General features: G+C 73.4%; 19 protein-coding genes. 5 read left to right on the top strand and 14 right to left on the bottom strand.

Features of this window, described 5'->3' with window-relative positions:
- The first annotated feature begins 686 nt into the window (after positions 1–686).
- The gene (locus C2L59_RS44915) at positions 687–1,547 is read left to right on the top strand and encodes a glycoside hydrolase family 19 protein (protein WP_370444837.1); all 861 of its coding nucleotides are present in this window, start codon (positions 687–689) and stop codon (positions 1,545–1,547) included.
- A gap of 65 nt (positions 1,548–1,612) precedes the next feature.
- On the opposite strand, the gene C2L59_RS44910 is transcribed toward C2L59_RS44915, so the two are convergent.
- The 6 genes from C2L59_RS44910 to C2L59_RS44885 all read right to left on the bottom strand — a co-directional run bounded on the left by C2L59_RS44910 (position 1,613) and on the right by C2L59_RS44885 (position 8,255).
- Positions 1,613–2,368 (bottom strand): thioesterase II family protein, encoded by a 756-nt coding sequence (locus C2L59_RS44910; protein ID WP_103355677.1) that lies wholly within the window; start codon positions 2,366–2,368, stop codon positions 1,613–1,615.
- Positions 2,369–2,495: 127 nt separating this feature from the next.
- On the bottom strand, positions 2,496–3,335 hold the full coding sequence (locus C2L59_RS44905) for a carbohydrate-binding protein (RefSeq protein WP_103355676.1): 840 nt from the start codon (positions 3,333–3,335) through the stop codon (positions 2,496–2,498).
- A gap of 78 nt (positions 3,336–3,413) precedes the next feature.
- On the bottom strand, positions 3,414–4,241 hold the full coding sequence (locus tag C2L59_RS44900; protein ID WP_103355675.1) for an AraC family transcriptional regulator: 828 nt from the start codon (positions 4,239–4,241) through the stop codon (positions 3,414–3,416).
- A gap of 194 nt (positions 4,242–4,435) precedes the next feature.
- A complete protein-coding gene (locus C2L59_RS44895; protein ID WP_103355674.1) occupies positions 4,436–5,590 on the bottom strand; it encodes a Cys-Gln thioester bond-forming surface protein in 1,155 nt (384 codons plus the stop codon).
- Positions 5,591–5,785: 195 nt separating this feature from the next.
- Positions 5,786–6,622, bottom strand: a complete 837-nt coding sequence (locus C2L59_RS44890) for a serine hydrolase (RefSeq protein WP_103355673.1) — start codon at positions 6,620–6,622, stop codon at positions 5,786–5,788.
- 91 nt (positions 6,623–6,713) lie between these two features.
- Positions 6,714–8,255: a cellulase family glycosylhydrolase gene (locus tag C2L59_RS44885; protein WP_103355672.1), complete on the bottom strand. Its 1,542-nt coding sequence runs from the start codon at positions 8,253–8,255 to the stop codon at positions 6,714–6,716.
- A 234-nt stretch (positions 8,256–8,489) separates the two neighbouring features.
- Between C2L59_RS44885 and C2L59_RS44880 the strand changes: the two genes are divergently transcribed.
- Positions 8,490–9,557: a HAMP domain-containing sensor histidine kinase gene (locus tag C2L59_RS44880; protein WP_103355671.1), complete on the top strand. Its 1,068-nt coding sequence runs from the start codon at positions 8,490–8,492 to the stop codon at positions 9,555–9,557.
- Here the strand turns inward: C2L59_RS44880 and C2L59_RS44875 are convergent.
- Complete coding sequence (locus C2L59_RS44875; RefSeq protein WP_146060528.1) at positions 9,529–12,165, bottom strand: LuxR C-terminal-related transcriptional regulator; 2,637 nt, start codon at positions 12,163–12,165, stop codon at positions 9,529–9,531. The two genes, C2L59_RS44880 and C2L59_RS44875, sit on opposite strands and share 29 nt — an antisense overlap.
- A gap of 146 nt (positions 12,166–12,311) precedes the next feature.
- On the opposite strand from C2L59_RS44875, the gene C2L59_RS44870 reads away from it, so the two are divergent.
- Both C2L59_RS44870 and C2L59_RS44865 read left to right on the top strand, forming a co-directional pair.
- Positions 12,312–12,683: a cupin domain-containing protein gene (locus tag C2L59_RS44870; RefSeq protein ID WP_103355669.1), complete on the top strand. Its 372-nt coding sequence runs from the start codon at positions 12,312–12,314 to the stop codon at positions 12,681–12,683.
- A gap of 26 nt (positions 12,684–12,709) precedes the next feature.
- Positions 12,710–13,348, top strand: a complete 639-nt coding sequence (locus tag C2L59_RS44865; protein WP_103355668.1) for a DUF998 domain-containing protein — start codon at positions 12,710–12,712, stop codon at positions 13,346–13,348.
- Here the strand turns inward: C2L59_RS44865 and C2L59_RS44860 are convergent.
- Positions 13,323–14,267 (bottom strand): NADP-dependent oxidoreductase, encoded by a 945-nt coding sequence (locus tag C2L59_RS44860; RefSeq protein ID WP_103355667.1) that lies wholly within the window; start codon positions 14,265–14,267, stop codon positions 13,323–13,325. The genes C2L59_RS44865 and C2L59_RS44860 overlap by 26 nt on opposite strands.
- 136 nt (positions 14,268–14,403) lie before the next feature.
- Here C2L59_RS44860 and C2L59_RS44855 point away from each other — a divergent pair, with 136 nt between their 5' ends.
- Positions 14,404–14,922, top strand: coding sequence for a MarR family winged helix-turn-helix transcriptional regulator (locus C2L59_RS44855; protein ID WP_103355666.1), 519 nt, complete (start codon positions 14,404–14,406; stop codon positions 14,920–14,922).
- A 51-nt stretch (positions 14,923–14,973) separates the two neighbouring features.
- Here C2L59_RS44855 and C2L59_RS44850 read toward each other — a convergent pair whose 3' ends face one another.
- The 6 genes from C2L59_RS44850 to C2L59_RS48395 form a co-directional block, all read right to left on the bottom strand.
- Positions 14,974–15,831: a helix-turn-helix domain-containing protein gene (locus C2L59_RS44850; RefSeq protein ID WP_103355665.1), complete on the bottom strand. Its 858-nt coding sequence runs from the start codon at positions 15,829–15,831 to the stop codon at positions 14,974–14,976.
- Between the two features lie 81 nt (positions 15,832–15,912).
- Positions 15,913–16,317 (bottom strand): S26 family signal peptidase, encoded by a 405-nt coding sequence (locus tag C2L59_RS44845; RefSeq protein ID WP_233224039.1) that lies wholly within the window; start codon positions 16,315–16,317, stop codon positions 15,913–15,915.
- 14 nt (positions 16,318–16,331) lie between these two features.
- Positions 16,332–18,134 (bottom strand): ABC transporter ATP-binding protein, encoded by a 1,803-nt coding sequence (locus tag C2L59_RS44840; RefSeq protein WP_103355663.1) that lies wholly within the window; start codon positions 18,132–18,134, stop codon positions 16,332–16,334.
- Positions 18,135–18,136: 2 nt separating this feature from the next.
- Entirely contained in the window at positions 18,137–18,634 is a 498-nt protein-coding gene (locus tag C2L59_RS44835; RefSeq protein WP_103355662.1) for a TlpA family protein, read from the bottom strand.
- The gene (locus tag C2L59_RS44830; RefSeq protein WP_103355661.1) at positions 18,634–19,140 is read right to left on the bottom strand and encodes a MauE/DoxX family redox-associated membrane protein; all 507 of its coding nucleotides are present in this window, start codon (positions 19,138–19,140) and stop codon (positions 18,634–18,636) included. The genes C2L59_RS44835 and C2L59_RS44830 overlap by 1 nt, the downstream gene beginning before the upstream one ends.
- A 61-nt stretch (positions 19,141–19,201) precedes the next feature.
- Positions 19,202–19,369, bottom strand: a complete 168-nt coding sequence (locus C2L59_RS48395) for a hypothetical protein (RefSeq protein WP_199199745.1) — start codon at positions 19,367–19,369, stop codon at positions 19,202–19,204.
- Positions 19,370–19,469 lie beyond the last annotated feature (100 nt).

Raw genomic sequence — 19,469 nt, 5'->3', positions numbered from 1 at the left:
AACCGAACGACGGCCGCCCGGACGGCGGGCACCGGAACCCGACCGGCGGCCACGCCGGCGCAAACCCGGTCGACTTCCCCCGCCGTTCCCCCGCAAACCCGCGCCACGACCCCGAGGGACGATCGCGCAGAACCGTTGCCCGCGACCCCCGGCGTTCTTGACTGGACTAGACCAATCTGCTCTAGTGACCGTTGTCACGTTCGTCTCGGCCGGATGAGCACCCCCCAACCCCGACACCGGGCTTCCGCCTCGCGCGCCCGGAACCCCGTCGTGGCCGAAGGAGTGAGCCAGTCTTGAGAAGACGTCTTGTCGCGGTCCTGTCCGCTGTCGCCGCCGTTGCCGGGCTCGTTTTCGGCGTGCCCGCCGCCACCGGGCACGCGCCGCAGGCGGCCGCCGCCGCGTGCAGCGCGCCGAACTGGGTGGCCGGCCAGTGGTACGACGTCGGTGCCGTCGTCCGCTACACCAACGGTGGCTACTACCGCGCCAAGAACGCCAATCCGGGCTACGACCCGGTCATCAGCACCTGGTACTGGGAGCCCTACAGCTGCGGTGGCGGCACCGACCCCGGCACCTGCAGCTACCCGAACTGGGTCGCCGGCCAGTGGTACGACGTCGGCGCCGTCGTCCGCTACACCAACGGTGGCTACTACCGCGCCAAGAACGCCAATCCGGGCTACGACCCGGTCATCAGCACCTGGTACTGGGAGCCCTACAGCTGCGGTGGCGGCACCGACCCCGGCACCTGCAGCTACCCGAACTGGGTCGCCGGCCAGTGGTACGACGTCGGCGCCGTCGTCCGCTACACCAACGGTGGCTACTACCGCGCCAAGAACGCCAATCCGGGCTACGACCCGGTCATCAGCACCTGGTACTGGGAGCCCTACAGCTGCGGCGGCGGCACCGACCCCGGCAACCCCGGTAACCCCGGCGCGTTCGTGGTCAGCGAAGGGCAGTTCAACCAGATCTTCCCGGGCCGGAACTCCTTCTACACCTACAGCGGCCTGACCGCGGCCCTGTCCGCGTACCCCGGCTTCGCCACCACCGGCAGCGACACGGTCAAGAAGCAGGAAGCCGCCGCTTTCCTCGCGAACGTCGACCACGAAACCGGCGGGCTCGTCTACATCGTCGAGCAGAACACCGCCAACTACCCGCACTACTGCGACTGGAACCAGTCCTACGGCTGCCCCGCCGGACAGGCCGCCTACTACGGCCGCGGCCCGATCCAGCTGAGCTGGAACTTCAACTACAAGGCCGCCGGTGACGCGCTCGGCATCGACCTGCTCGGCAACCCGTGGCAGGTCGAGCAGAACTCGGCCGTCGCGTGGAAGACCGGGCTCTGGTACTGGAACACCCAGAGCGGCCCCGGCACGATGACCCCGCACAACGCCATGGTCAACGGCCGCGGCTTCGGCGAGACCATCCGCAGCATCAACGGCTCGATCGAGTGCAACGGCGGCAACCCGGCGCAGGTCGAGAGCCGCGTCTCGAAGTACCGCCAGATCAGCTCGATCCTCGGCGTCGACCCCGGCGCCAACCTCTACTGCTGACCTGCTGACTCACTGACCTGCTGACGGGCGGGGTGCGCCGGATCGCGGCGCACCCCGCCCGTTGCTCAGCGGGCGAGGCCGGCGAGCCGGTCGCCGATCAGCCGGGTAACCGCTCCGGCGTGGTCGTTGAGGTAGAAGTGGCCACCCGGGTACGTCTTCAGCTCGAACTCCCCGGACGTGCGCTCCGCCCACGGGCGCGTCTCTTCCTCGGTGACCTTCGGGTCGCTGTCGCCGATCAGCGCCACGATCGGGCAGCTGACGTCCGGGCCGGGGCGGTAGTGGTAGAGCTCCGCCGCCTTGTAGTCGCTGCGCAGCGCGGGGAGCACCATGTCGCGGATGTCTTCGTCGTCCAGCACCGACGTGTCCGTGCCGCCCAGCCGCTTGACCTCGGCCAGCAGCGCTTCGTCGCCCTTTTCGTGGATCCGCTCGTCGCGGACCGTCGACGGCGCCCGGCGGCCGGAGACGAACAGGGCGAGCAGCCGCGTGCCCCGCGCCTCGAGCCGGCGCGCGACCTCGAAGGCCAGGCTGGCGCCCATGCTGTGGCCGAAGAACGCCACCGGGCCGGTGGTCTCCCCGGCGAGGACGTCCGCCACCTGGTCGGCGAGCACGAACAGGTCGTCCACGGGGGCTTCGGTGTGCCGGTCCTGGCGGCCCGGGTACTGCACGGCCAGCACCTCGACCGCGGGCGCCAGCGCCGCCGAAACCGGGTGGAAGTAGCTCGCCGCTCCCCCGGCGTGCGGGAAACACACGAGCCGCGCAGCGGCCGACGGCGCCGGGTGGAAGCGCCGGACCCACTGCGAAGCGTCGAGGGAAGTCGTCATGGCCCCAATCTGGCAGGCCGCCCCCGCCCGCGTCGACCCCTAACGTGCGCAGTGTGGGGGCGGGACGGCAGGCCCCGGGATGCGGCCGGGGCCTGCCGGTTCTCCCTCCCTCCTCAGGCGGAACGCCTCACGCGGCCCGCCACAGCGCCGGAACGGCCGGTGGTTCCCAGCCGGCCTGGGCGGTGTGGGCCTGCAGGCAGACGTAGGCCCGGCCGCCGTAGGTGACCCGGGCGCCCGCCGCGTAGGCGGTGCCCGCCGCCCAGGACGTGTCCCCGGGCGGCGTCGAGGTCGGCCCGCCGGTGGTGCTCGACGTCGGCGGGTTCGACGTCGACGTCGGCGTCTGCGGCACGTCGAGCACGAAGTCGAACGCGGCTTCCTTCGCGGAGCCGTTGTCCCGCACGGTCATCAGCAGCCGCGCGTCGAAGATCGTGTCGGTGTTGTTGCGCGGCTCGTTCGGGAAGTAGAGCTGCGTGGTCAGGATCGGCCGGCCGGGGGCCTGGACCTTCACGTGGATGTGCCGGGTGCGGCCCGGGTAGAGCCCCGGCACGATCGTGGACAGCGTGAACGCGCCCTGGGCGTTGGTGTACTGGTGGCCGCGGAAGGTGTAGCCGGTGTTGTCGTACGCGCCGTTGACGTCCGCCTGCCAGAAGTCCAGCAGGGCCCGGTTGACGGGCAAGCAGGCACGCCCGAAGACGTAGCCGGTCACGGTCAGCCGGGTGCCCTGGGTGCCGGGGGTGACGAGGCTGGTCCGTTCGGGCGAGTTCGGCTTGAAGTACGGCCCCTCGGTCTGCTCGATCGTCGGTTCGTCGCCGTCGTGGCACGACGGCGTGAGCTCCGGTGCGGTGCCGCCGGCGGCGTTCGTGCGGGCGAGCGCGGGGCCACCGATCAGGGCGACCGGCGCGGCGACGCCCGCGGCGAGCGCGGCCTTCAGCACCGTCTTGCGGCTGAGCTTGGTTTCTTCGTCCATGCCTGCTCCTCGTGGGGAGGTCGGGGATCCCCTCGAACGTAGGCAGCGCACCCGGTGGCCGACGATGGACTGGACCGGTCAGTCGTGGTGCTTCTCCCCGCCGCGCCGGAAGTCGCCGGGGCTGAGCCCGGTCTCCCGGCGGAAGAACCGGCAGAAGTAGGCCGGATCGGCGAAGCCGACGCGGGTGGCGACCTGCCGGACCGTGAGGTCGGTCCGGAGCAGGAACCGCTGGGCCTCCCGGGTCCGGGCCTCGCGCAGCAGCTGCGCGGCCGTGCGGCCGGTCGCGGCCTTCACCGCCTCGGTGAGGTGCCCCGGGGTGACGCCGAGGCGTTCGGCGTGTTCGCTGACCGACCACGGCCCCCGTCCGGGCCGGCCGGCGAGCCGGACGAACTCGGCCGCCACCGCGCCGATCGGCGTGGGCGGCGAGGAGCCCAGCAGCCGGCCCGCCCGCACGACCAGGACGTGCACCAGGGCCCGCAGCACCGACTCGGTGCCGTCGCCGCCGCGGCGGTACTCCTCCTCCAGGTCGGCGACCAGCCGCCGGACACCGGCGTCGGCGGAAGCGTCCAGGTGCAGCCACGGCCGTTCGCTCAGCCGCCGCAGGAGCTCGCGGTCGGCCGGGTGGTCGAGGAGGAAGTCGTCGGTGAACAGCACGACGTGACCGGTGAGGCCCCGCACGTCCGCCCACTGGTGCACCTGCCCCGGCGCGATGACGCCGAGGTGCGGCGGCCGCAGCGGCCAGCGCGCGCTGTCGACGACGTGCGCGCCGCTGCCGCCGGTGACGTGGACGAGCTCGTAGAAGGTGTGCCGGTGCGGGAACTCCGCGCGCGACAGCGGCCCGAGCGCGTCGAACGTGCCGATGGCGAACGGCGGCGCGTGCGGAGCCGGCACCTCCAGGCGGTGCATCGGCAGTTCCCCCGCCCGAGGCGGCAGGCAGGGCGTACCGAGCGGAACGGTCGTACCGCGCATGGCCGAAAAGTCTAGACCAATTCGGGTGCGGTTCGCCGCTTTTGCCCCGAAGATCGCAATCCGTTAGTCGGGTGCGGACAGCGGAACGGGGCCGGTCCACAGTGGACCGGCCCCGTTTCGGTGCGGGTTGCTTACGCGCGGCTGCGGCGCCGATTCAGCAGCAGCACCAGCGCGCCGCCGCCGAGCAGCAGGCCGCCGACGGTGAACGGAACCACGGCGTCGACACCGGTGTTGGCCAGCTCGCCGCCACCGGACTGCGCGCCACCCGGGGTAGTCGTCGGCGCCGGGCTGGTGGCCGGGGCGCCCGCCTCGGTCCAGCTCGCGGTCGCCTTCGCGGCCACCTGGGTCTTCTCCGAGTCGGCGACGATCAGCGACTGCGCCGGCTGCCTCGCGTAGTTCTCGGAGACGAACAGGCGGCCGGTGTCCAGCTCGCCGGTGACCTTCAGCGAAAACGAACCGTTGCCCGGCTTGGTGGCGGCCGGGACGTCGACGAACAGCTTGCTGCCGTCCTTGACGTCCGCGGTCTTCAGCTCCTTGCCGTCGGCGTCGGTGACCTTGACGCCGTCGGGCAGCTCGGTGGTCAGCGCCGTGATGTCACCGGAGGTGGCGACCTCGAACGGGCCGATCTTGGTGCCGGCCTTGCCGTCACCCTTCGGCGACGCGATGTTCAGGGTCGGCTTCGGCTGCGCGCCGAGGCCCTTGTTTTGGTCGCCGATCAGGTAGCTGTACAGCGCGGCGACGTCGGCGTTGGCCTCGGCCGGGTTGGCCTCGGCCAGCGGCTTCTGGAGGTTCAGGTTCACGCCGTCGCTGAAGTGCCACACCGCGGCCTGCGTCGCGGCGATCGCCTCGCGCTCGGAAATGCCGTCGTGCGCCTGGACGCCCTGCTTGCCGAGGGCCTCCGCGAGCGCGTCCAGCTTGAGACCCGGGTAGCCGTGGTGCAGCACCCAGTTGATCTTGTCGCTGTTCTTCTGGAACGGCGAGTTCGCGGCGGGGTAGGAGTTCCACGGCCGCTCGACCATGTCCACGTCGGTGCGCATGCCGACGGTGATCTGCACGCAGTAGAGCTTGAGCGACTTGCCGTCCGACAGCTTGAAGCCGAACAGCTTGGTGATGTAGTCACCACCGCCGTCGAGGTTGATCCGATAGCCGACCGTGCCCGCGTCTTCGCTGACCCGGCCGCGGGCGGCGCCGTCGTCCGCGAGGGCCGAGGGGGCACCGACCATGACCGCGGCGGCCGCGGCGAGCACCGCGATCCCGCCACGCACGAAAGCTGACCTGACCTGCATAAATCTCCTATCCGAGCCCGAACCACACCGTTAGGGGCCGCGCGAGAGCAATCCCCGACCACGGCGGCCACTGATTCGGGTGAGTGATCACCCGGTCAAGCGACACCGGAGCTTACACAGACCCCACAGGGGCTACGCAGGGTGCCCCTCCAAACACGGATTCACCCGGGAAAGCGACAGAACGGGGTACGGATTTCAGCCCCCGAAATACCCCTGGAACAGGATTCCGGCGATCCGCGTGGTGGTCTCCCGCCCGGTCTCTTCGCCGTTCTCGACGACCTTCGTGTCGTTCATCAGGGCGAGGGTGTAGCGCTCCTGCGGACCCGCGAAACCGACCGAGTTCATGATCCAGGAACCGTCGTCGTTGTCGTCGGACCAGCCGTTCTTGTTCCCCGGCCGCGCGGCCGGGCCGGCGCCCCAGACACCCCACTGCTGGTTGACGTCGACGGTGCGCAGCTCCCGGACGAGGTAGTCGCGGTGCCGCGGCGGCAGGCGCGTCAGGACGTAGCCGATCAGCCGGTCCAGGTCGGCCGCCGTGGTGCGGATCCAGCCCCAGTGGTGCGGGTGCCGGTCGCTGAACCGCATGTCGGTCATCCCGTACGCCGGGAACCGCGCGGCGAACTCGGCCTCGCCGCCGAACCGGGTCCACAGGACGTGGGCGGCCGCGTCGTCGCTGGAGTGCAGCATCCGGTGCACCAGCTCGCGGTCTTCGGCGGTCAGCGTGACCGCGCCGGAGTCCTGGCGCAGCAGCAGGTCGACGGCCATCGCCAGCTTCGGCGTCGAGCACGCCCAGATCAGCGTCCCGGCCGCCCGGCTGCGGTAGACGGCCCCGGTCCACCGGTCCCGCAGCACGATCCCGGTGTCACCCGGCCGGCTGTCGGCGTAGGCCTGCGCCCGCACGATCCGCGCCCGCAGGTCCGGGCCGAACGGGTCGGCCGGTCCGGTGGGACCGGCGGGCCCGGCCGGCCCGGAGCGCGCCGGCGGGGCCAGTGCGAACGCCACCAGCAGCGCGACGAGCACGAGCTTGCCCATGGAGTCTCCCGGTCCGAGTGGCTGTTCCCACCCGGAAGACTCGCACGGGCAGCCGGGGTACGGCGAGCAGGCGCCCGCCGCACCCCGGGTTTCACGGGTTCACGGACAGCAGGTGAGCCTTGAACCCCTCGCCGTAGGTCTTCGTCGGCGTGCCGGCCCAGTCCTCGATCAGCACGTTGCCGCCGCTGCAGCCCCACGGGTTCCACGTCCACGCGGTGTACCCGAGGTTGTGCGCGTCCAGCCACGCCAGCACCTGGTCGGTGTAGTCGTGCGCGCAGCTGTTCTGGCCGATTTCGCCGGCCTGCACCGGAACCTGCGCCGCGACCGTCCCGATCTGACTGTCCCAGCAGGACACCGTGACGCACGCGTTGAAGTTGTAGGAGTGCCAGGACGCGACCACGTTGCCCGCCGGGTCGGCCGGGCGGTAGGCCAGCCACTGGGTCAGGTCGTTGGTCCAGGTCAGGCCGGCCGTCATCACCACGTTCGTGGCGCCGGTCGCGCGGACGGCGTCGAGGAGTTCCTGCATCCCCGCCACGGTGTACCCGATCCCGGTGCAGGTGCCGCCGTCGCGCAGGCACTTCCACGCCGCGGCCGCGTCGGACCAGTTGGCGGCCGCGTCCGGGTACGGCTCGTTGAACAAGTCGAACACGACGGCGTTGTCACCCGTGAACGCGGTGGCCACCTGGGTCCAGAACGCCGGCGCGTACTGCCGGTCGGGCATCGGCTTCTGGCAGGTCGCGTTGACGTCGGTGCAGGCCGAGGAGTTGCCGGTGTACGCGCCGTGCGTCCAGTGCAAGTCGAGGATCGGGTTGATCCCGTTGGCCTCCAGCAGTTTCGCGTAGTCCTTGACGGCCTGCTGGTAGGCGGCGCCGCTGGGCGAGCCGGACAGGCCGAGCCAGCAGTCCTCGTTCAGCGGGATCCGGACCGCGTGGATGTTCCACGCCTTCATCGCGTCGACCGAAGCCTGGTCGACCGGGCCGCTGTCCCACATCCCCTTGCCCTGCACGCAGGCGAACTCGCCGCTGGACCGGTTGACGCCGAGCAGGCGGTAGGTCCGGCCGTCGGCGGTCAGCAGCTTGTTGCCCGACACGTGCAGCGCGGGCGCCGGCCCGGGCGGCGGCGGTGTCGTGGTGGTGGTCGTGGTCGGCGTCGTCGGTTTCGTGCTCGGCGTGGTGGCCGTGGTCGGCGGGGTTCCGGTGCACGCGGCGCCGTTGACGGCGAAGTCGGCCGGTGTGCTGTTGGCGCCGCTGTAGGAGAAGTTGGCGCCGGCGTTGACGGAACCGCCGGTCGGGATGGTGGCGTTCCAGCTCGCGTTGGTCACGGTGACCCGCTTGCCGGACTGCGTCCAGGTGCCCGACCAGCCCTGCTGCAGGGTCTGGTTCCCGGCGTAGGAGTACGTCAGCGTCCAGCCGTCGACCGCCGAGGCGCCGACGTTGCCGATGCCGACGGTGACGCTGAAACCGCTTCCCCAGTCGTTGGCCGAATAGGTGACCTTGCAGGCGAACGCCGCGGCGGCCGCACCCAGGTCATTCGCCGCCGACACGGCCGTCGTCGACGTGACGACGCACGCGGCCGCGGCCGCGAGACCCGCGACCGCAAGCGCGGCAGGACGTTTTCCGGCTCTTCCCCACATCGGCACTCCCTTGTGCACACTGGCGGCGGACCGTCTGGGAGCGTTCCCAGACGCCGTCCACACCGTCGCTGCCCGGCCCCGGGTTGTCAATCACCAACGGCGATAACGCGCCCGATTCCGGCGAACAGCGTCCGGCGCGTTCGGCCAACGACCGCAGGCGGCTGCCCCGGGCGGAGGTACCGCGCGCCCCCGATGCATACGCCCGCGATAACCCCCGCGGCCTAGGCTCCGGCCATGCGCAGCGCCCGGCTCAAGCTCACCCTCAGCTACGCCGGGTTCCTCCTCCTCGCGGGCGCCGTCCTGCTGGCCGTGGTGTGGGTGTACCTGCTGCGGTACGTGCCCGACAACGACCAGGGCCTGCTCGGGATCTCCCCGAACCGGTTCCTCCTGGTGCGCGTGTTCACCCCCGCCGCGGGCGCCGCGCTGGGGTTCCTGCTGGGGTCCGGCCTGCTGGGCGGCTGGCTGCTCGCCGGCCGGATGCTGGCGCCGCTGACCCGGATCACGGACGCGGCCCGGCTGGTCGCCGGCGGCTCGCTGGCGCACCGGATCCGGCTCGGCGGCCGCCCGGGCAACGAATTCCGCGAGCTCGCCGACGTGTTCGACGCGATGCTCGAACGGCTCGAATCCCGCGTCGCCGAACAGCAGCGGTTCGCCGCGAACGCGTCCCACGAACTGCGCACCCCGCTGGCCATCTCGCAGGCGCTGCTCGACGTCGCCCGCAAGGATCCGGAGTACGACCGCGGAGAACTCGTCGAACGGCTGCACAGCGTCAACGCGCGCGCGATCGACCTCACCGAGGCGCTTCTCGTGCTCAGCCGCACCGACGGCCGGAACTTCACCCGTGAGCCCGTCGACCTCTCCCTCGCCGCCGAAGAAGCCGCCGAAACGCTGCTGCCGCTGGCCGAACAGCGCGGGATCACGCTCGAGGTCACCGGTGAGCCGGCCCGGACGGCCGGGTCCGCGGCGCTGCTGCTGCGGATGGTGACGAACCTCGTCCAGAACGCGATCGTGCACAACCTCCCGGCCGGCGGCACGATCACCGTCCACACGGAACCGCGGCGCTACGCGAGCGTGCTGCAGGTCGAGAACACCGGCCCGCCGCTCCCCCCGGAGCTGGTCCCGACCCTCGTCGAGCCGTTCCAGCGCGGGACGGAACGCACCCGCGTCGGCGAGCAGACCGGTGTCGGCCTCGGGCTGGCGATCGTGCACAGCATCGTCCGGGCGCACGACGGGATGCTGGAGCTGACGCCGCGCCCGGGCGGCGGCCTGCTCGTCACGATCCGGCTGCCGGCACCGCGGTAGCCGTCGCTTCGGCTTCGAAACCGGCACCGAGCTCGGCGAACCGGTCCGCGGCTTCCCGCCGCAGCCCGGCGTCGTTCCGGCGGCGGGCGTGCGCGCGGGTCAGGACCGCCGCCGTCCAGCGGTTGTGCGCCGCGTGCTGCCCGGCTCGCGCTAGGTGGTGCTCGGCGTCGGGCGCGTCGAGCACGACGGCGAGTTCGGCGGTCACGCCGGCGGCGTACCCGTCGAACCGGCCCCGGGCGAACTCCGCGCCGGCCTCGGCGAGCAGCTCCGCCGAACCGGTGCCGGTGTGCAGGGCGACCCTGGCCCGGACGAACGCGTCCAGCGGGGCGAGGTTGGCGGACCCGGCGAGGTGCGCGACGCCCGCGACGTCGGCCGCGCGCGTCCGCCACCGGATCATCGCGGGTTCGTCGCCGGACAGGCCGGCGGCCAGCGCGGCCGCCAGCAGCGGCACACCGAGGGTGGCGTTGCGCGGTGTACCGGTGCCCGCCGTGGCGCGCCACAGCTCGTCGGCGAGCGCGAGGGCATCGGCGAACCGGCCGGTCAGCGCGAGGGTGGTGACCAGGCCGCCGCGGCCCCAGTACGGGTGCCCGGCCAGCGCCGGATCGGTGGCGGCGCGCCGGCTCACGCGCAGGGCGTCGGCCAGCGCGCCGGTGGCGACGGCGTAGGTGATCGCGGACCGGAACGCGTCCAGCACCTCCAGCGCCGCGTGCGGGTCGGTGCGATCCGCCTTGGTGACGAGGTCCACGCGCTCCTGGGTGGTGCGGTGGGCCAGGTCCGGACGGCCGGCGAGGGCCTCGGCGGTGCACCGGGCGTCCAGGGCGGCGCTGAGCAGCAGCGGATCGCCGGCCGCCGCCGCGACGGCGTGCTCGGCCGCCTCGGCCGTGACCGTCTGCGGGCCTGGGCCGGAGTGCCAGGCCCGGGCGACGGCGACCTGCGCCGAGTTCCCGGCCAGCCGGGCGGCCTCCGCGAGCATCCGGTCGAGTTCGGCGGGCGGCACCGGGTCGGTGATGAAGCCGGCGCCGCGGAACCGTTCGGCCAGGACGACCGCGGCGGCCAGGCAGCCGGCCCGGGCGGCGGGGTCGCCGTCCGCCCGTTCGGCCGCGACGAGCAGCAGGTCGTAGTGGTCGCGGGCGTGGCTGAGCAGGTGCACGCAGCTGCCCGCGCGGGCCAGTTCCGCGGCGGTGGCCGCGGGCGTCGGGGCCCGGTCCGCGGCCGTGCGCCAGTGCGCCGCGGCTTCGGCGAGGAAGCCGCGCGCGTACGTCAACCGGGCCAGATCCGCGGCGAGGGCGTGTTCCGGCTCGTCGGCGACGCAGGCGCGCAGGTCGTCGGCGACGCGGTCGAACTCGTCGCGCCAGTCGCCGCCGAGCCGTCCGGTCAGCTCCCGCGCGCGGCCCGCGGCCCACCGCCGGTACCGGGCGGCGACCTCGGCCGAGGGCCCGGGCTGCTCGCGCGCGAACCGGGCGACGCCGTCGAAGAGCGACCACGTGCCCGCTTCGCGGTGCACGGTGACCAGGGACTTGTCGACCAGCCGCCCGAGCACGTCGGACACCGCGCCGACGGACAGGTCCGGCGACAACGCCGCCGCGCCGTCGAGGTCGAATCCGTGGCGGAACCGGGAAACCCGCGCCAGTACGGTGCGTTCTTCGTCGCCGAGCAGCCGGTGGCTCCACTCGATGACCGAGCGCAGCGACCGGTGCCGCGGTTCGCCGCGCGCAGCGGCCAGCACGCGCAGCGGGTCGTCGGCCAGCCCGGCCCGCAGCCCGTCGAGGCCCAGCGACGCGACCCGCGCGGCGGCGAGTTCGATGTTCAACGGCGAGCCGTTCAGCTCGCGGCAGAGCTCGGCGACCTGCGCGGGATCGGCGTCGAACGCCGGGTCGACCGCCTTCGCCCGGTCGGTGAACAGGGCCACCGCCTCGCCGCCGGCGGGCAGCGGCCCGAGCTGCAGCACGGTCTCCCCCGGCACGCCGAGCCGTTCGCGGCTGGTCGTCAGCACGCTCAGCCGCGGGTTCGCGGTGGTCAGGGCGGTGATGACGTCGGCGACGTCGTCCGCGACGTGCTCGCAGTTGTCGAGCACCAGCAGGGCCCGGCCGGCCAGCTGCCCGGCGACGACGTCGGGCAGCGGCTGCTGCGGACGCGGCAGGACGCCGAGCCCGGCGGCGACCGACTCGAGCACCGAACCCGGCCGGGCCGGCACGAGGTTGACGAAGGTGGCGCCGTCCGGGAACCCCGCGGCGGCGGCCTCGGTCGCGGCCAGGGCCAGCCGCGTCTTCCCGGCCCCGCCGGGGCCGAGGACGGTCGTCACCCGGCTTTCGCCCACCAGCCGCACGACGGCGTCGCGTTCGGCCGTCCGCCCGACGAAGCTGGTGGGCAGCTGCGGCGCGCCGACCACGAACCCGGCCGGCGCGCCGGCCGTGGCGAGCCCGGGCGCCCGCGCGGCCAGTTCCCGGCGGTCGCGGGCGCCGAGCTTGCGCAGCAGCGCGGAAACGTGGCTTTCGACGGTCCGCACCGAGACGTAGAGCCGGTCGGCGATCTCGGCGTTGGTGAGGTGGTCGGCGACGGCCAGCAGGACCTCGCGCTCGCGCGGCGAAATCGTCGGCGCGGTCGGCATGGCACCGAGTATGCCGCAGCGTGCCTGGTCGCCGGGTCCGTACCGGATCTCCGTGGTGCGTTCCGTGGTCACCACGGATGTCCGGGACGGGGTCGCCGCCCCAGGATTTCCCCCAGACCGGAACGCTCCCGGAAAGGGGATCTCCCATGGTGGTCATCGCGAAGGAAGACGACCTGCGCATCGGTACCGGCCGCACGGCCCGGTTCGAAGGCGAGGCGTACGGCTCCGGCGTCTCGTTCTTCCACGTGCACAACGTCGAAGGCCAGGGGCCGGCCGCCCACGTGCACCCGTATTCGGAAACCTGGGTGGTGCTGGCGGGCGAGGCGCTCGTCCGCACGTCCGACGGCGACGTGACGGCCCACCAGGGCGACGTCGTGGTGGTCGGCGCGGGCACGGCCCACGCGTTCCGCGCGGCCGGCCCCGAGCCGCTGCGGATGCTGTGCATCCACGCGTCGCCGCGCATCGAGCAGGACTTCCTCGACGACGCCGAAGCCGCCCAGGCCGGCGTCACCTTCTGAACTCCCGCCCCGGAAAGGAACTTCTCATGGCCACGACCCTTACCCGGCCCGCTCCGACGGCGTCCGCGCGCCTGACCTGCCTCGCCGTCGCGGCCCCGCTGTGGGCCACGGTTTCGCTGGCCCAGGCGGCGAGCCGCGACGGCTTCGACCTGACCCGCCACCCGCTCAGCGCCCTCAGCACCGGCTCGCTCGGGTGGATCCAGGTCACCGGCTTCGTCGTCGCGGGCGTGCTGATCCTGATCGGCGCGAGCAGGTTCCGCTTCGGCGGGAGAGCCCTGCCGCGGCTGCTCGCGGCCTACGGCGCGGGGATGATCGCGGCGGGCAGCTTCCCGCCGGACCCGGGGAACGGGTTCCCCGCAGGCACTTCCGACGCCGTGCCGACGGAGGTGTCGTGGCACGCGTACGGCCACCTGGCGGCCGGCAGCGTTTCGTTCGTCGCGCTCATCGCCGCGTGCTACGTCCTCGGCCGCCGGTTCGCCCGGGCGGGCGACCGGCGGGCCGCGGGACTGTCGTTCGTCGCGGGTACTGCTTTGCTGCTCGGCGACGCGTGGGCGATGGCGGGCGGTCCGGCGGGTTCCCTGACGCTCGCCGCCGGCGCCATCGCGGCGATGCTGTGGATCTCGGCCGTCGCCGCTCGGGTCACTCGGTGGCCGGAACGACGATGACCTTGCCGTGCACCGCGCCCTCGGCGGCCCGGGCGTGCAGCGCCGGCAGCTCGGCCAGCGGCACCCGCTCGGCGACGGCGACGTGCAGCTCGCCGCGGTCGACCTGCGCCACCAGCTTCGCCAGCTGCCCGGCGTCGCTGCGGACGAACAGGTCGATGCCGCGGACGTTGCGCGCTTCGTCGGCGGGGGCGGGCATCCACACCGTCGTGTTGACCAGGACACCGCCGGGGCGGACCACGGCGACCAGCGCGGCCAGCTGCTCCGGGGCGACCGGGGCGAGGTTGAGCACGACGTCGACCGGCTCGGTCACCGCCTCGGTCACGTCGGTGGCGGTGTGGTCGACGACCTCGTCGGCGCCGGCGGACTTGACCGCGTCACCGCTACGCGGGCCGGCCGTGGCGATCACGTGCGCGCCGGCGTGGTGCGCCAGCTGCACGGCGTAGCCGCCGACCGCACCGCCGGCGCCGTTGACCAGCACGCGCTGCCCGGCCTGCAGCCCGGCGTGGTCGAACAGGGCCTGGTAGGCGGTCAGGCCGACCAGCGGCAGAGCGGCGGCGTCGGCCAGCGGGACGCTTTCGGGCGCCGGCGTCAGGGCCTCGGCCGGGGCGACGACGTACTCCGCGGCGGCCCCGCTCTTGTCCATCGGCAGGAAGCCGACGACCTGCTCGCCCACCGCGAGCCCGGTCACCCCCTCGCCCAGCGCGTCGACCGTGCCGGCGACGTCGAGGCCGGGGGTGTGCGGCAGCTCGACCGGGATGGGGCCCTGCATGAAGCCGCCGCGGATGTTGCCGTCGACGGAGTTGAACGACGTCGCGGCGACGCGGAGGCGGACCTGGCCGGCGCCGGGGACCGGCTGCTCGACGTCTTCGTAGCGCAGGACACCGGGTTCGCCGTACTCGTGGAAACGCACTGCCTTCATCGGACTTCTGCTCTCACTCGGGGTTGTGCTTCAAATTCGAAGCAACTGCGGACGACAGTAGCGCTGCTTCGAATTTGAAGCAAGTGAGGTGACTCACCTTGACAACCCTTCGAATTCGAAGCAGTAGACTGCGGGGATGCCTGACTCACCCGCGTCGCTCGACCCCGTGCAGCTCGGTGCCTACTTCGCCCTGATCGAGGTGGCCGCCCTGCTGCGGCACGCGGTCGAGCAGCAGCTGCGCGAGGCCGGCGACCTCAGCTACGTGCAGTTCCAGCTGCTGGCCCGGCTCGGGGACGCCCCGGCGGGCCGCCACCGGATGACCGACCTGGCCGACGGCGTCGTCTACAGCCGCAGCGGCCTGACCTACCAGGCCGGGCTGCTCGAGAAGGCGGGCCTGGTCGTCCGCGGCCCGTCGGCGGACGACGAGCGGAGCGTCACGGTCACCATCACCGACGCCGGGCGCGCGCTGCTCGGCAAGGTGCTGCCCGGGCACATCGAGGTGGTCAGCAGCCTGCTGCTGGACCCGCTCTCGCGGGACCAGGTCGAAGCCCTGGCCGGGTTGCTGACGCCGGTGCGCGAGCACATGCGCTCGACACCGCCGCGCTCGGCCGCGCCGCGCTCGGCCGCGCCGCGCCGCCGCAAGGACGGGCCCTGACCTCCTCTCGCCCTTGATCCACCGGCACCAGGATCGCGGCGGCCGCCGAGATCAGCCTGGGCCGGCTTGGCCCACCTTCACGACGACCGGCGCCCCGGCGGCGCGGACGACCTCACCGAGCCGCGCCGCATCGGCCGACCCGGGTGCCGCGGTGAGGACGACGGCCATCAGGTCGTCCCCCGGCACGTGCAGGAGGTTGCCGTCGAGCGTGACATCGGTGCCGTCCGGATGCCGGAAGACGGCCCGGTTTTCGTGAGCGGTCACGGTTTCCGGCCAGCGCCACAGCGTGTCGAAGGGCCGGCTGGTGCGGCGCAGCTCGTCGACGAGCCCGGCGAGCGCCTCGTCGCCGGGATAGCGCAGGGCGGTGTCCCGCAGCCGGGCGGCGAGCATGGCCCGGAACCCGGCGGCGCGATCGTCGGTCCGGCTGATGCCGCCGAGGGCGTTGCGGAAGGTCCGCCAGGCGACGTTCCAGTCCCGCGCGTGCTGCGCGGGCGCCCCGGCCTGCAGCGCCAGCCAGGCCCCGTTGACGGCAATGACGTTCCACGCGGCGTCGGTCAGGAAGGCGGGGGTGTCGTCGAACCGCTCGAGCAGCCGAAGAGCGGCAGCGCCGGCTTGACGCGGAACGTCTCCGCTGTCGGCGGCGTACCCGGCGAGGGCGCACAGGCGTTCGTACTCGGCCCGCGGGACGTCGAGGGCACGGGCCAGGGCGTTGACGACCCCGGCCGAGGGCTGCCGGCGGCCCTGTTCCAGCCGCCGGACGTAGTCGGCGGAGACACCGGCCAGTTCGGCCAGCTCCTCGCGGCGCAGCCCGCGGACGCGTCTGGTTCCGGTGACGGGCAGTCCGACGGCGGTGGGGTCGGTGTTCTCGCGCAACCAGCGCACGGCGGTCCCGAGTTCGTGCAGAGCCACGACGCCAGTGTGCCTGGAGCAGGTCAGTCAGGAGCGACGACATCGCGTCATGCCGTCCAGGGGCGGCACGCCGCGAACGGCCTACCCCCGGGAAACGTGCCGCACCACCACGCCGACCAGCTGCTCCCGCGGCACGAACCCGTAGTGCCGCGAGTCCCAGCTGGTCGGCCGGTTGTCGCCCAGTACCACCGTGCAGCCTGGCGGGACCACCGCTCCCGCCAGGCCGTGGATGTCCGGGTCGGCCCAGGACGGTGGGAGGCGGTCGCCCGCCACCGCCACCACGCGCTTGAGCAGCAGCTGGTCTCCCGTCGGGGCTCCGCTCGGCAGCTGCGGGAACCGCAGCAGGGCCACCTGACCGCGCCGGGGGTGGCGGGTTCGGCGCACCAGGACGCGGTCGCCCGACCGCAGGGCGGGGGCCATGCTCGGACCGTCCACTGTGGTCAGGATCAGCAGGCGGCGGGCCGCGAACAGAGCCAGGAAACCCACCAGTACCAACGCTCTCACGGCACCGCCTGGTAGCCGTCGGCCTGCAGGCGGAACAGGCGCGCATAACCCCCGCCGGCGGCCAGCAGGCTTTCGTGCGTGCCCAGCTCCGTGACGCGGCCTTCGTCCAGGACCGCGATGCTGTCGGCGTCGCGCACCGCGCTCAGCCGGTGGGAAATGAGCAGGCTCGTGCGGCCCTCGCGGTGCTCGCGGATGCGGGCGTGCACCTCGTGTTCGGCCTCCGGGTCGAGGCCGGAGCTCGGTTCGTCGAGGATCATCAGGTCGCGGCCCTCGCGGACGAGCGATCGCGCCAGCGCCAGGCGCTGCCACTGGCCGCCGGACAGGACCACGCCCGTCGACGTGCCGATCTCGAAGATCCGGGTCAGCGGGGTGTCGTACCCCTGTGGCAGGGCCGAAATCCGGTCGTGCGCGCCCGCGCGGGTCGCCGCGTCGACCAGGCGGGCGCGATCGTCCACCGCGGACAGTTCGCCGAGCGCGATGTTGTCGGCCGCGGTCATGTCGTAGTTCATGTGGTCCTGGAACACCGCGCTGATCCGGTCGCGCAGCGACGCCGGCGGGATGTCGCGCAGGTCCACGCCGTCCCACGTGACTTGCCCGCGCGTCGGGTCGTACAGGCGGCACAACAGCTTCACGAGCGTGCTCTTGCCCGCGCCGTTGAGGCCGACCAGGGCGACCGCCGTGCCGTGCGGGATGGTGAGGTCCACCCCGCGGAGCACCCACGGGTGCTCGTCGCTGTACCGGAACCAGACGTCCCGCAGTTCGATGCCCCGCCGCAACGCCGGTGCCTCGCCGGCCGCCGCGCTCGGCAGGTCGGGCGCGGCCCGGACCACGGCGACGTAGTGCGTGAACGACAGCAGCCGGGCCTGGCCGTTGGCGATCGACGACGCCAGCGTGCCCAGCGCGGCCTGCACGCCGGCGACCGCGGCGACGAACATCGACACGTCGCCGGCGCTGAGCGACCCGTCACGCGCCGAGGTGATCGCCCACCAGAGCCCGCCGCCGGCGACCGCCGCGCTCAGCGCCGTCAGGCCACCCATCGTCCACAGTTCCCGCTCGTCCATGCGGCGCTGGGCGTCGTTGGCGCTGCGGCGCTCGGCCATCATCCGGGCGCGCAGGAACGCCCCGACGCCGAACAGCCGGATCTCGGTCGCGGCGGCGATGCCGGTGAGCAGCTGGCTGTAGAAGAACTCGCGCCGGGCGAACCGCTCGACGCGCCACTCCACCGCCGCGCGGCGCCGGGCCAGCAGCAGCTCGGCGAGCAGCGCGGGGACCGCGGCGGCCAGCACGACCCCGGTCATCGCCGGGCTCAGCAGGAGCAGCGAGCCGAGGAAGCCGGCCAGCGACAGGGTCCCGCTGAGCGTGCCGCCGACGCCGTCGACGATTTCCGGCATCCGGCCGCAGCTCTCCTGGGCCAGCCGCAGCCGGTCCTGGTAGGCGGGGTTTTCGAAGGTGCGCAAGCCGACCTGCCGGCCCAGCGCGTCGAACAGCCCGTCGGTGGCCACCGTGCTCGCCGCGCGGCCGATCTGCGCGCGGACGTAGTGGACCACCACCGGCAGCGCGGCGACGGCGAGCCCGGTGAGCACCAGCGCCACGGCCAGGCCGCCGACCGCGCCGGTGCGCTCGACGAGGCGGTCGAGGACGAGCTTGGTCAGCCAGGCGGTGGCGATCGGGGCGGTGGCCGCGGCCGCCGTCATGAGCAGCAGCCCCAGCAGCCGCGCCGGGCCGGAGCGCCACAGCAGGACGGTGGCGGCCGCGGCCGCGGCGCGCACCTGGGCCGCGCCGATCCGCGTCTCCCCCACGGTTACCGCCCGGCGGGGACGGGCAGCTCGTGCACCCGGCCCGCGGTCGCGACCACCCGCCCGCCGGTCACCACGTACAGCGCGGGGGTCCAGGTGTTGCGGAACGCGGCGGCGACCGGGCCGCCGTCGAGGTCCGCCGCCACGACGTGGGCGACTTCGGCCAGCGCGCGGACGGTGTCCGGGTCGTCGCCGCCGAAGACGGCGAAGACGTTGTCACGACCCTGTTCGCGGGCGTAGGCGAGGAAGTCCGGCAGGGAGTCGTGGCAGGCGGGGCAGTCGGCGGAGAAGAAGGCGAGGGTGCCGTCCAGCGTGGCGGCGGTGAGCGGCTCGCCGTCGGTCGTGGTGGCGGTGAACTCGCCGACGGCCGAACCGGGGCGCAGCGCGAAGGGCGTCCCGGCCGCCGGCTGTGCCCGCATCCGGCGCAGGATCCCGACGGTGAGGAGCAGGTTCAGCAGGCACAGCAGGCCGAGCAGCACCAGGGCGGCGACGACGAAGGGCATCAGGAACTCCTTGCGAACACGACGGCGATGTCATTCATCGCGATGACGAGCACGGCCACGACCACCCCCGCGGCGACCGCGACGGCGGCCCCGGCGAGCGGCGGCAGCTGCTCCGGCGCGAGCGCGCCGAGGACGGCGAGGCCGAGCAGCACGCCGTTGCGGGCCAGGTGACGCGGTCCGGCCGGGGTTTCGGACACGCCGAAGCAGCGGCACGGCGCAGGCCGCCCGCGTCGCAGCGAAGCGGCGATGGCGGCAGTGAAGGCGAGCAACAACGCCGACGCGAGGAGGAAGCCGGCCGCGGCCGTGGCCGGCACGACGACGAGGACCGCGCTGCCCGCTTCGGCGACGACGACGGCCGCCGAAACCGGCGTGACCCGGCTCGCGCGCATCGGCACGAGCGCGGGCACCGAACGCGCGAAGCCGCGGAAGTCCCGCAGCTTCGCCACCGAGGAGGCCGCGAACACCACGGCGATCAGCGCCGCGGCGGCGGCCCGGAGGTACTCCATGTCACTCCCCTCGACGCGGGGCGGTGTCCGCGGGGAAGGCGGCGGACACCGCCCGGCCGGCTCAGCAGCTGCTGCGGACCTTGGACCACTCGCAGCCGGTCTGCGGGCAGCAGAACCGGTACCAGTAGCCGGGGTGGCCCTGTGCGTTGCAGAAGTAGCCGCCGCTGCAGGCGGAAGCCTGGGCGGTGGGCACGATCCGGTTCAGCACGCGGTCGATCAGGCGCCCCATGGTGTCTCCCTTCGACGGTGGTGTCCACGGTGCGGGAAGCGGTTCCCCGCCGCCCGCACCGGCTGCGAGCATTGCGGTGCGCCACGGCCGCGAGCAGCAA

Origin of the sequence: Amycolatopsis sp. CA-128772 (assembly GCF_002904295.1) — a bacterium.
Taxonomy (GTDB): domain Bacteria; phylum Actinomycetota; class Actinomycetes; order Mycobacteriales; family Pseudonocardiaceae; genus Amycolatopsis.
This window is presented reverse-complemented; position numbering and strand designations above follow the sequence as displayed.

Excerpts from the sequence above, each read along its gene's own strand:
- C2L59_RS44910 (WP_103355677.1), bottom strand. The coding sequence starts at position 2,368 with ATGACGACTTCCCTCGACGCTTCGCAGTGGGTCCGGCGCTTCCACCCG.
- C2L59_RS44905 (WP_103355676.1), bottom strand. The coding sequence starts at position 3,335 with ATGGACGAAGAAACCAAGCTCAGCCGCAAGACGGTGCTGAAGGCCGCG.
- C2L59_RS44900 (WP_103355675.1), bottom strand. The coding sequence starts at position 4,241 with ATGCACCGCCTGGAGGTGCCGGCTCCGCACGCGCCGCCGTTCGCCATC.
- C2L59_RS44895 (WP_103355674.1), bottom strand. The coding sequence starts at position 5,590 with ATGCAGGTCAGGTCAGCTTTCGTGCGTGGCGGGATCGCGGTGCTCGCC.
- C2L59_RS44890 (WP_103355673.1), bottom strand. The coding sequence starts at position 6,622 with ATGGGCAAGCTCGTGCTCGTCGCGCTGCTGGTGGCGTTCGCACTGGCC.
- C2L59_RS44885 (WP_103355672.1), bottom strand. The coding sequence starts at position 8,255 with ATGTGGGGAAGAGCCGGAAAACGTCCTGCCGCGCTTGCGGTCGCGGGT.
- C2L59_RS44880 (WP_103355671.1), top strand. The coding sequence starts at position 8,490 with ATGCGCAGCGCCCGGCTCAAGCTCACCCTCAGCTACGCCGGGTTCCTC.
- C2L59_RS44875 (WP_146060528.1), bottom strand. The coding sequence starts at position 12,165 with ATGCCGACCGCGCCGACGATTTCGCCGCGCGAGCGCGAGGTCCTGCTG.
- C2L59_RS44870 (WP_103355669.1), top strand. The coding sequence starts at position 12,312 with ATGGTGGTCATCGCGAAGGAAGACGACCTGCGCATCGGTACCGGCCGC.
- C2L59_RS44865 (WP_103355668.1), top strand. The coding sequence starts at position 12,710 with ATGGCCACGACCCTTACCCGGCCCGCTCCGACGGCGTCCGCGCGCCTG.
- C2L59_RS44860 (WP_103355667.1), bottom strand. The coding sequence starts at position 14,267 with ATGAAGGCAGTGCGTTTCCACGAGTACGGCGAACCCGGTGTCCTGCGC.
- C2L59_RS44855 (WP_103355666.1), top strand. The coding sequence starts at position 14,404 with ATGCCTGACTCACCCGCGTCGCTCGACCCCGTGCAGCTCGGTGCCTAC.
- C2L59_RS44835 (WP_103355662.1), bottom strand. The coding sequence starts at position 18,634 with ATGCCCTTCGTCGTCGCCGCCCTGGTGCTGCTCGGCCTGCTGTGCCTG.
- C2L59_RS44830 (WP_103355661.1), bottom strand. The coding sequence starts at position 19,140 with ATGGAGTACCTCCGGGCCGCCGCCGCGGCGCTGATCGCCGTGGTGTTC.
- C2L59_RS48395 (WP_199199745.1), bottom strand. The coding sequence starts at position 19,369 with ATGGGGCGCCTGATCGACCGCGTGCTGAACCGGATCGTGCCCACCGCC.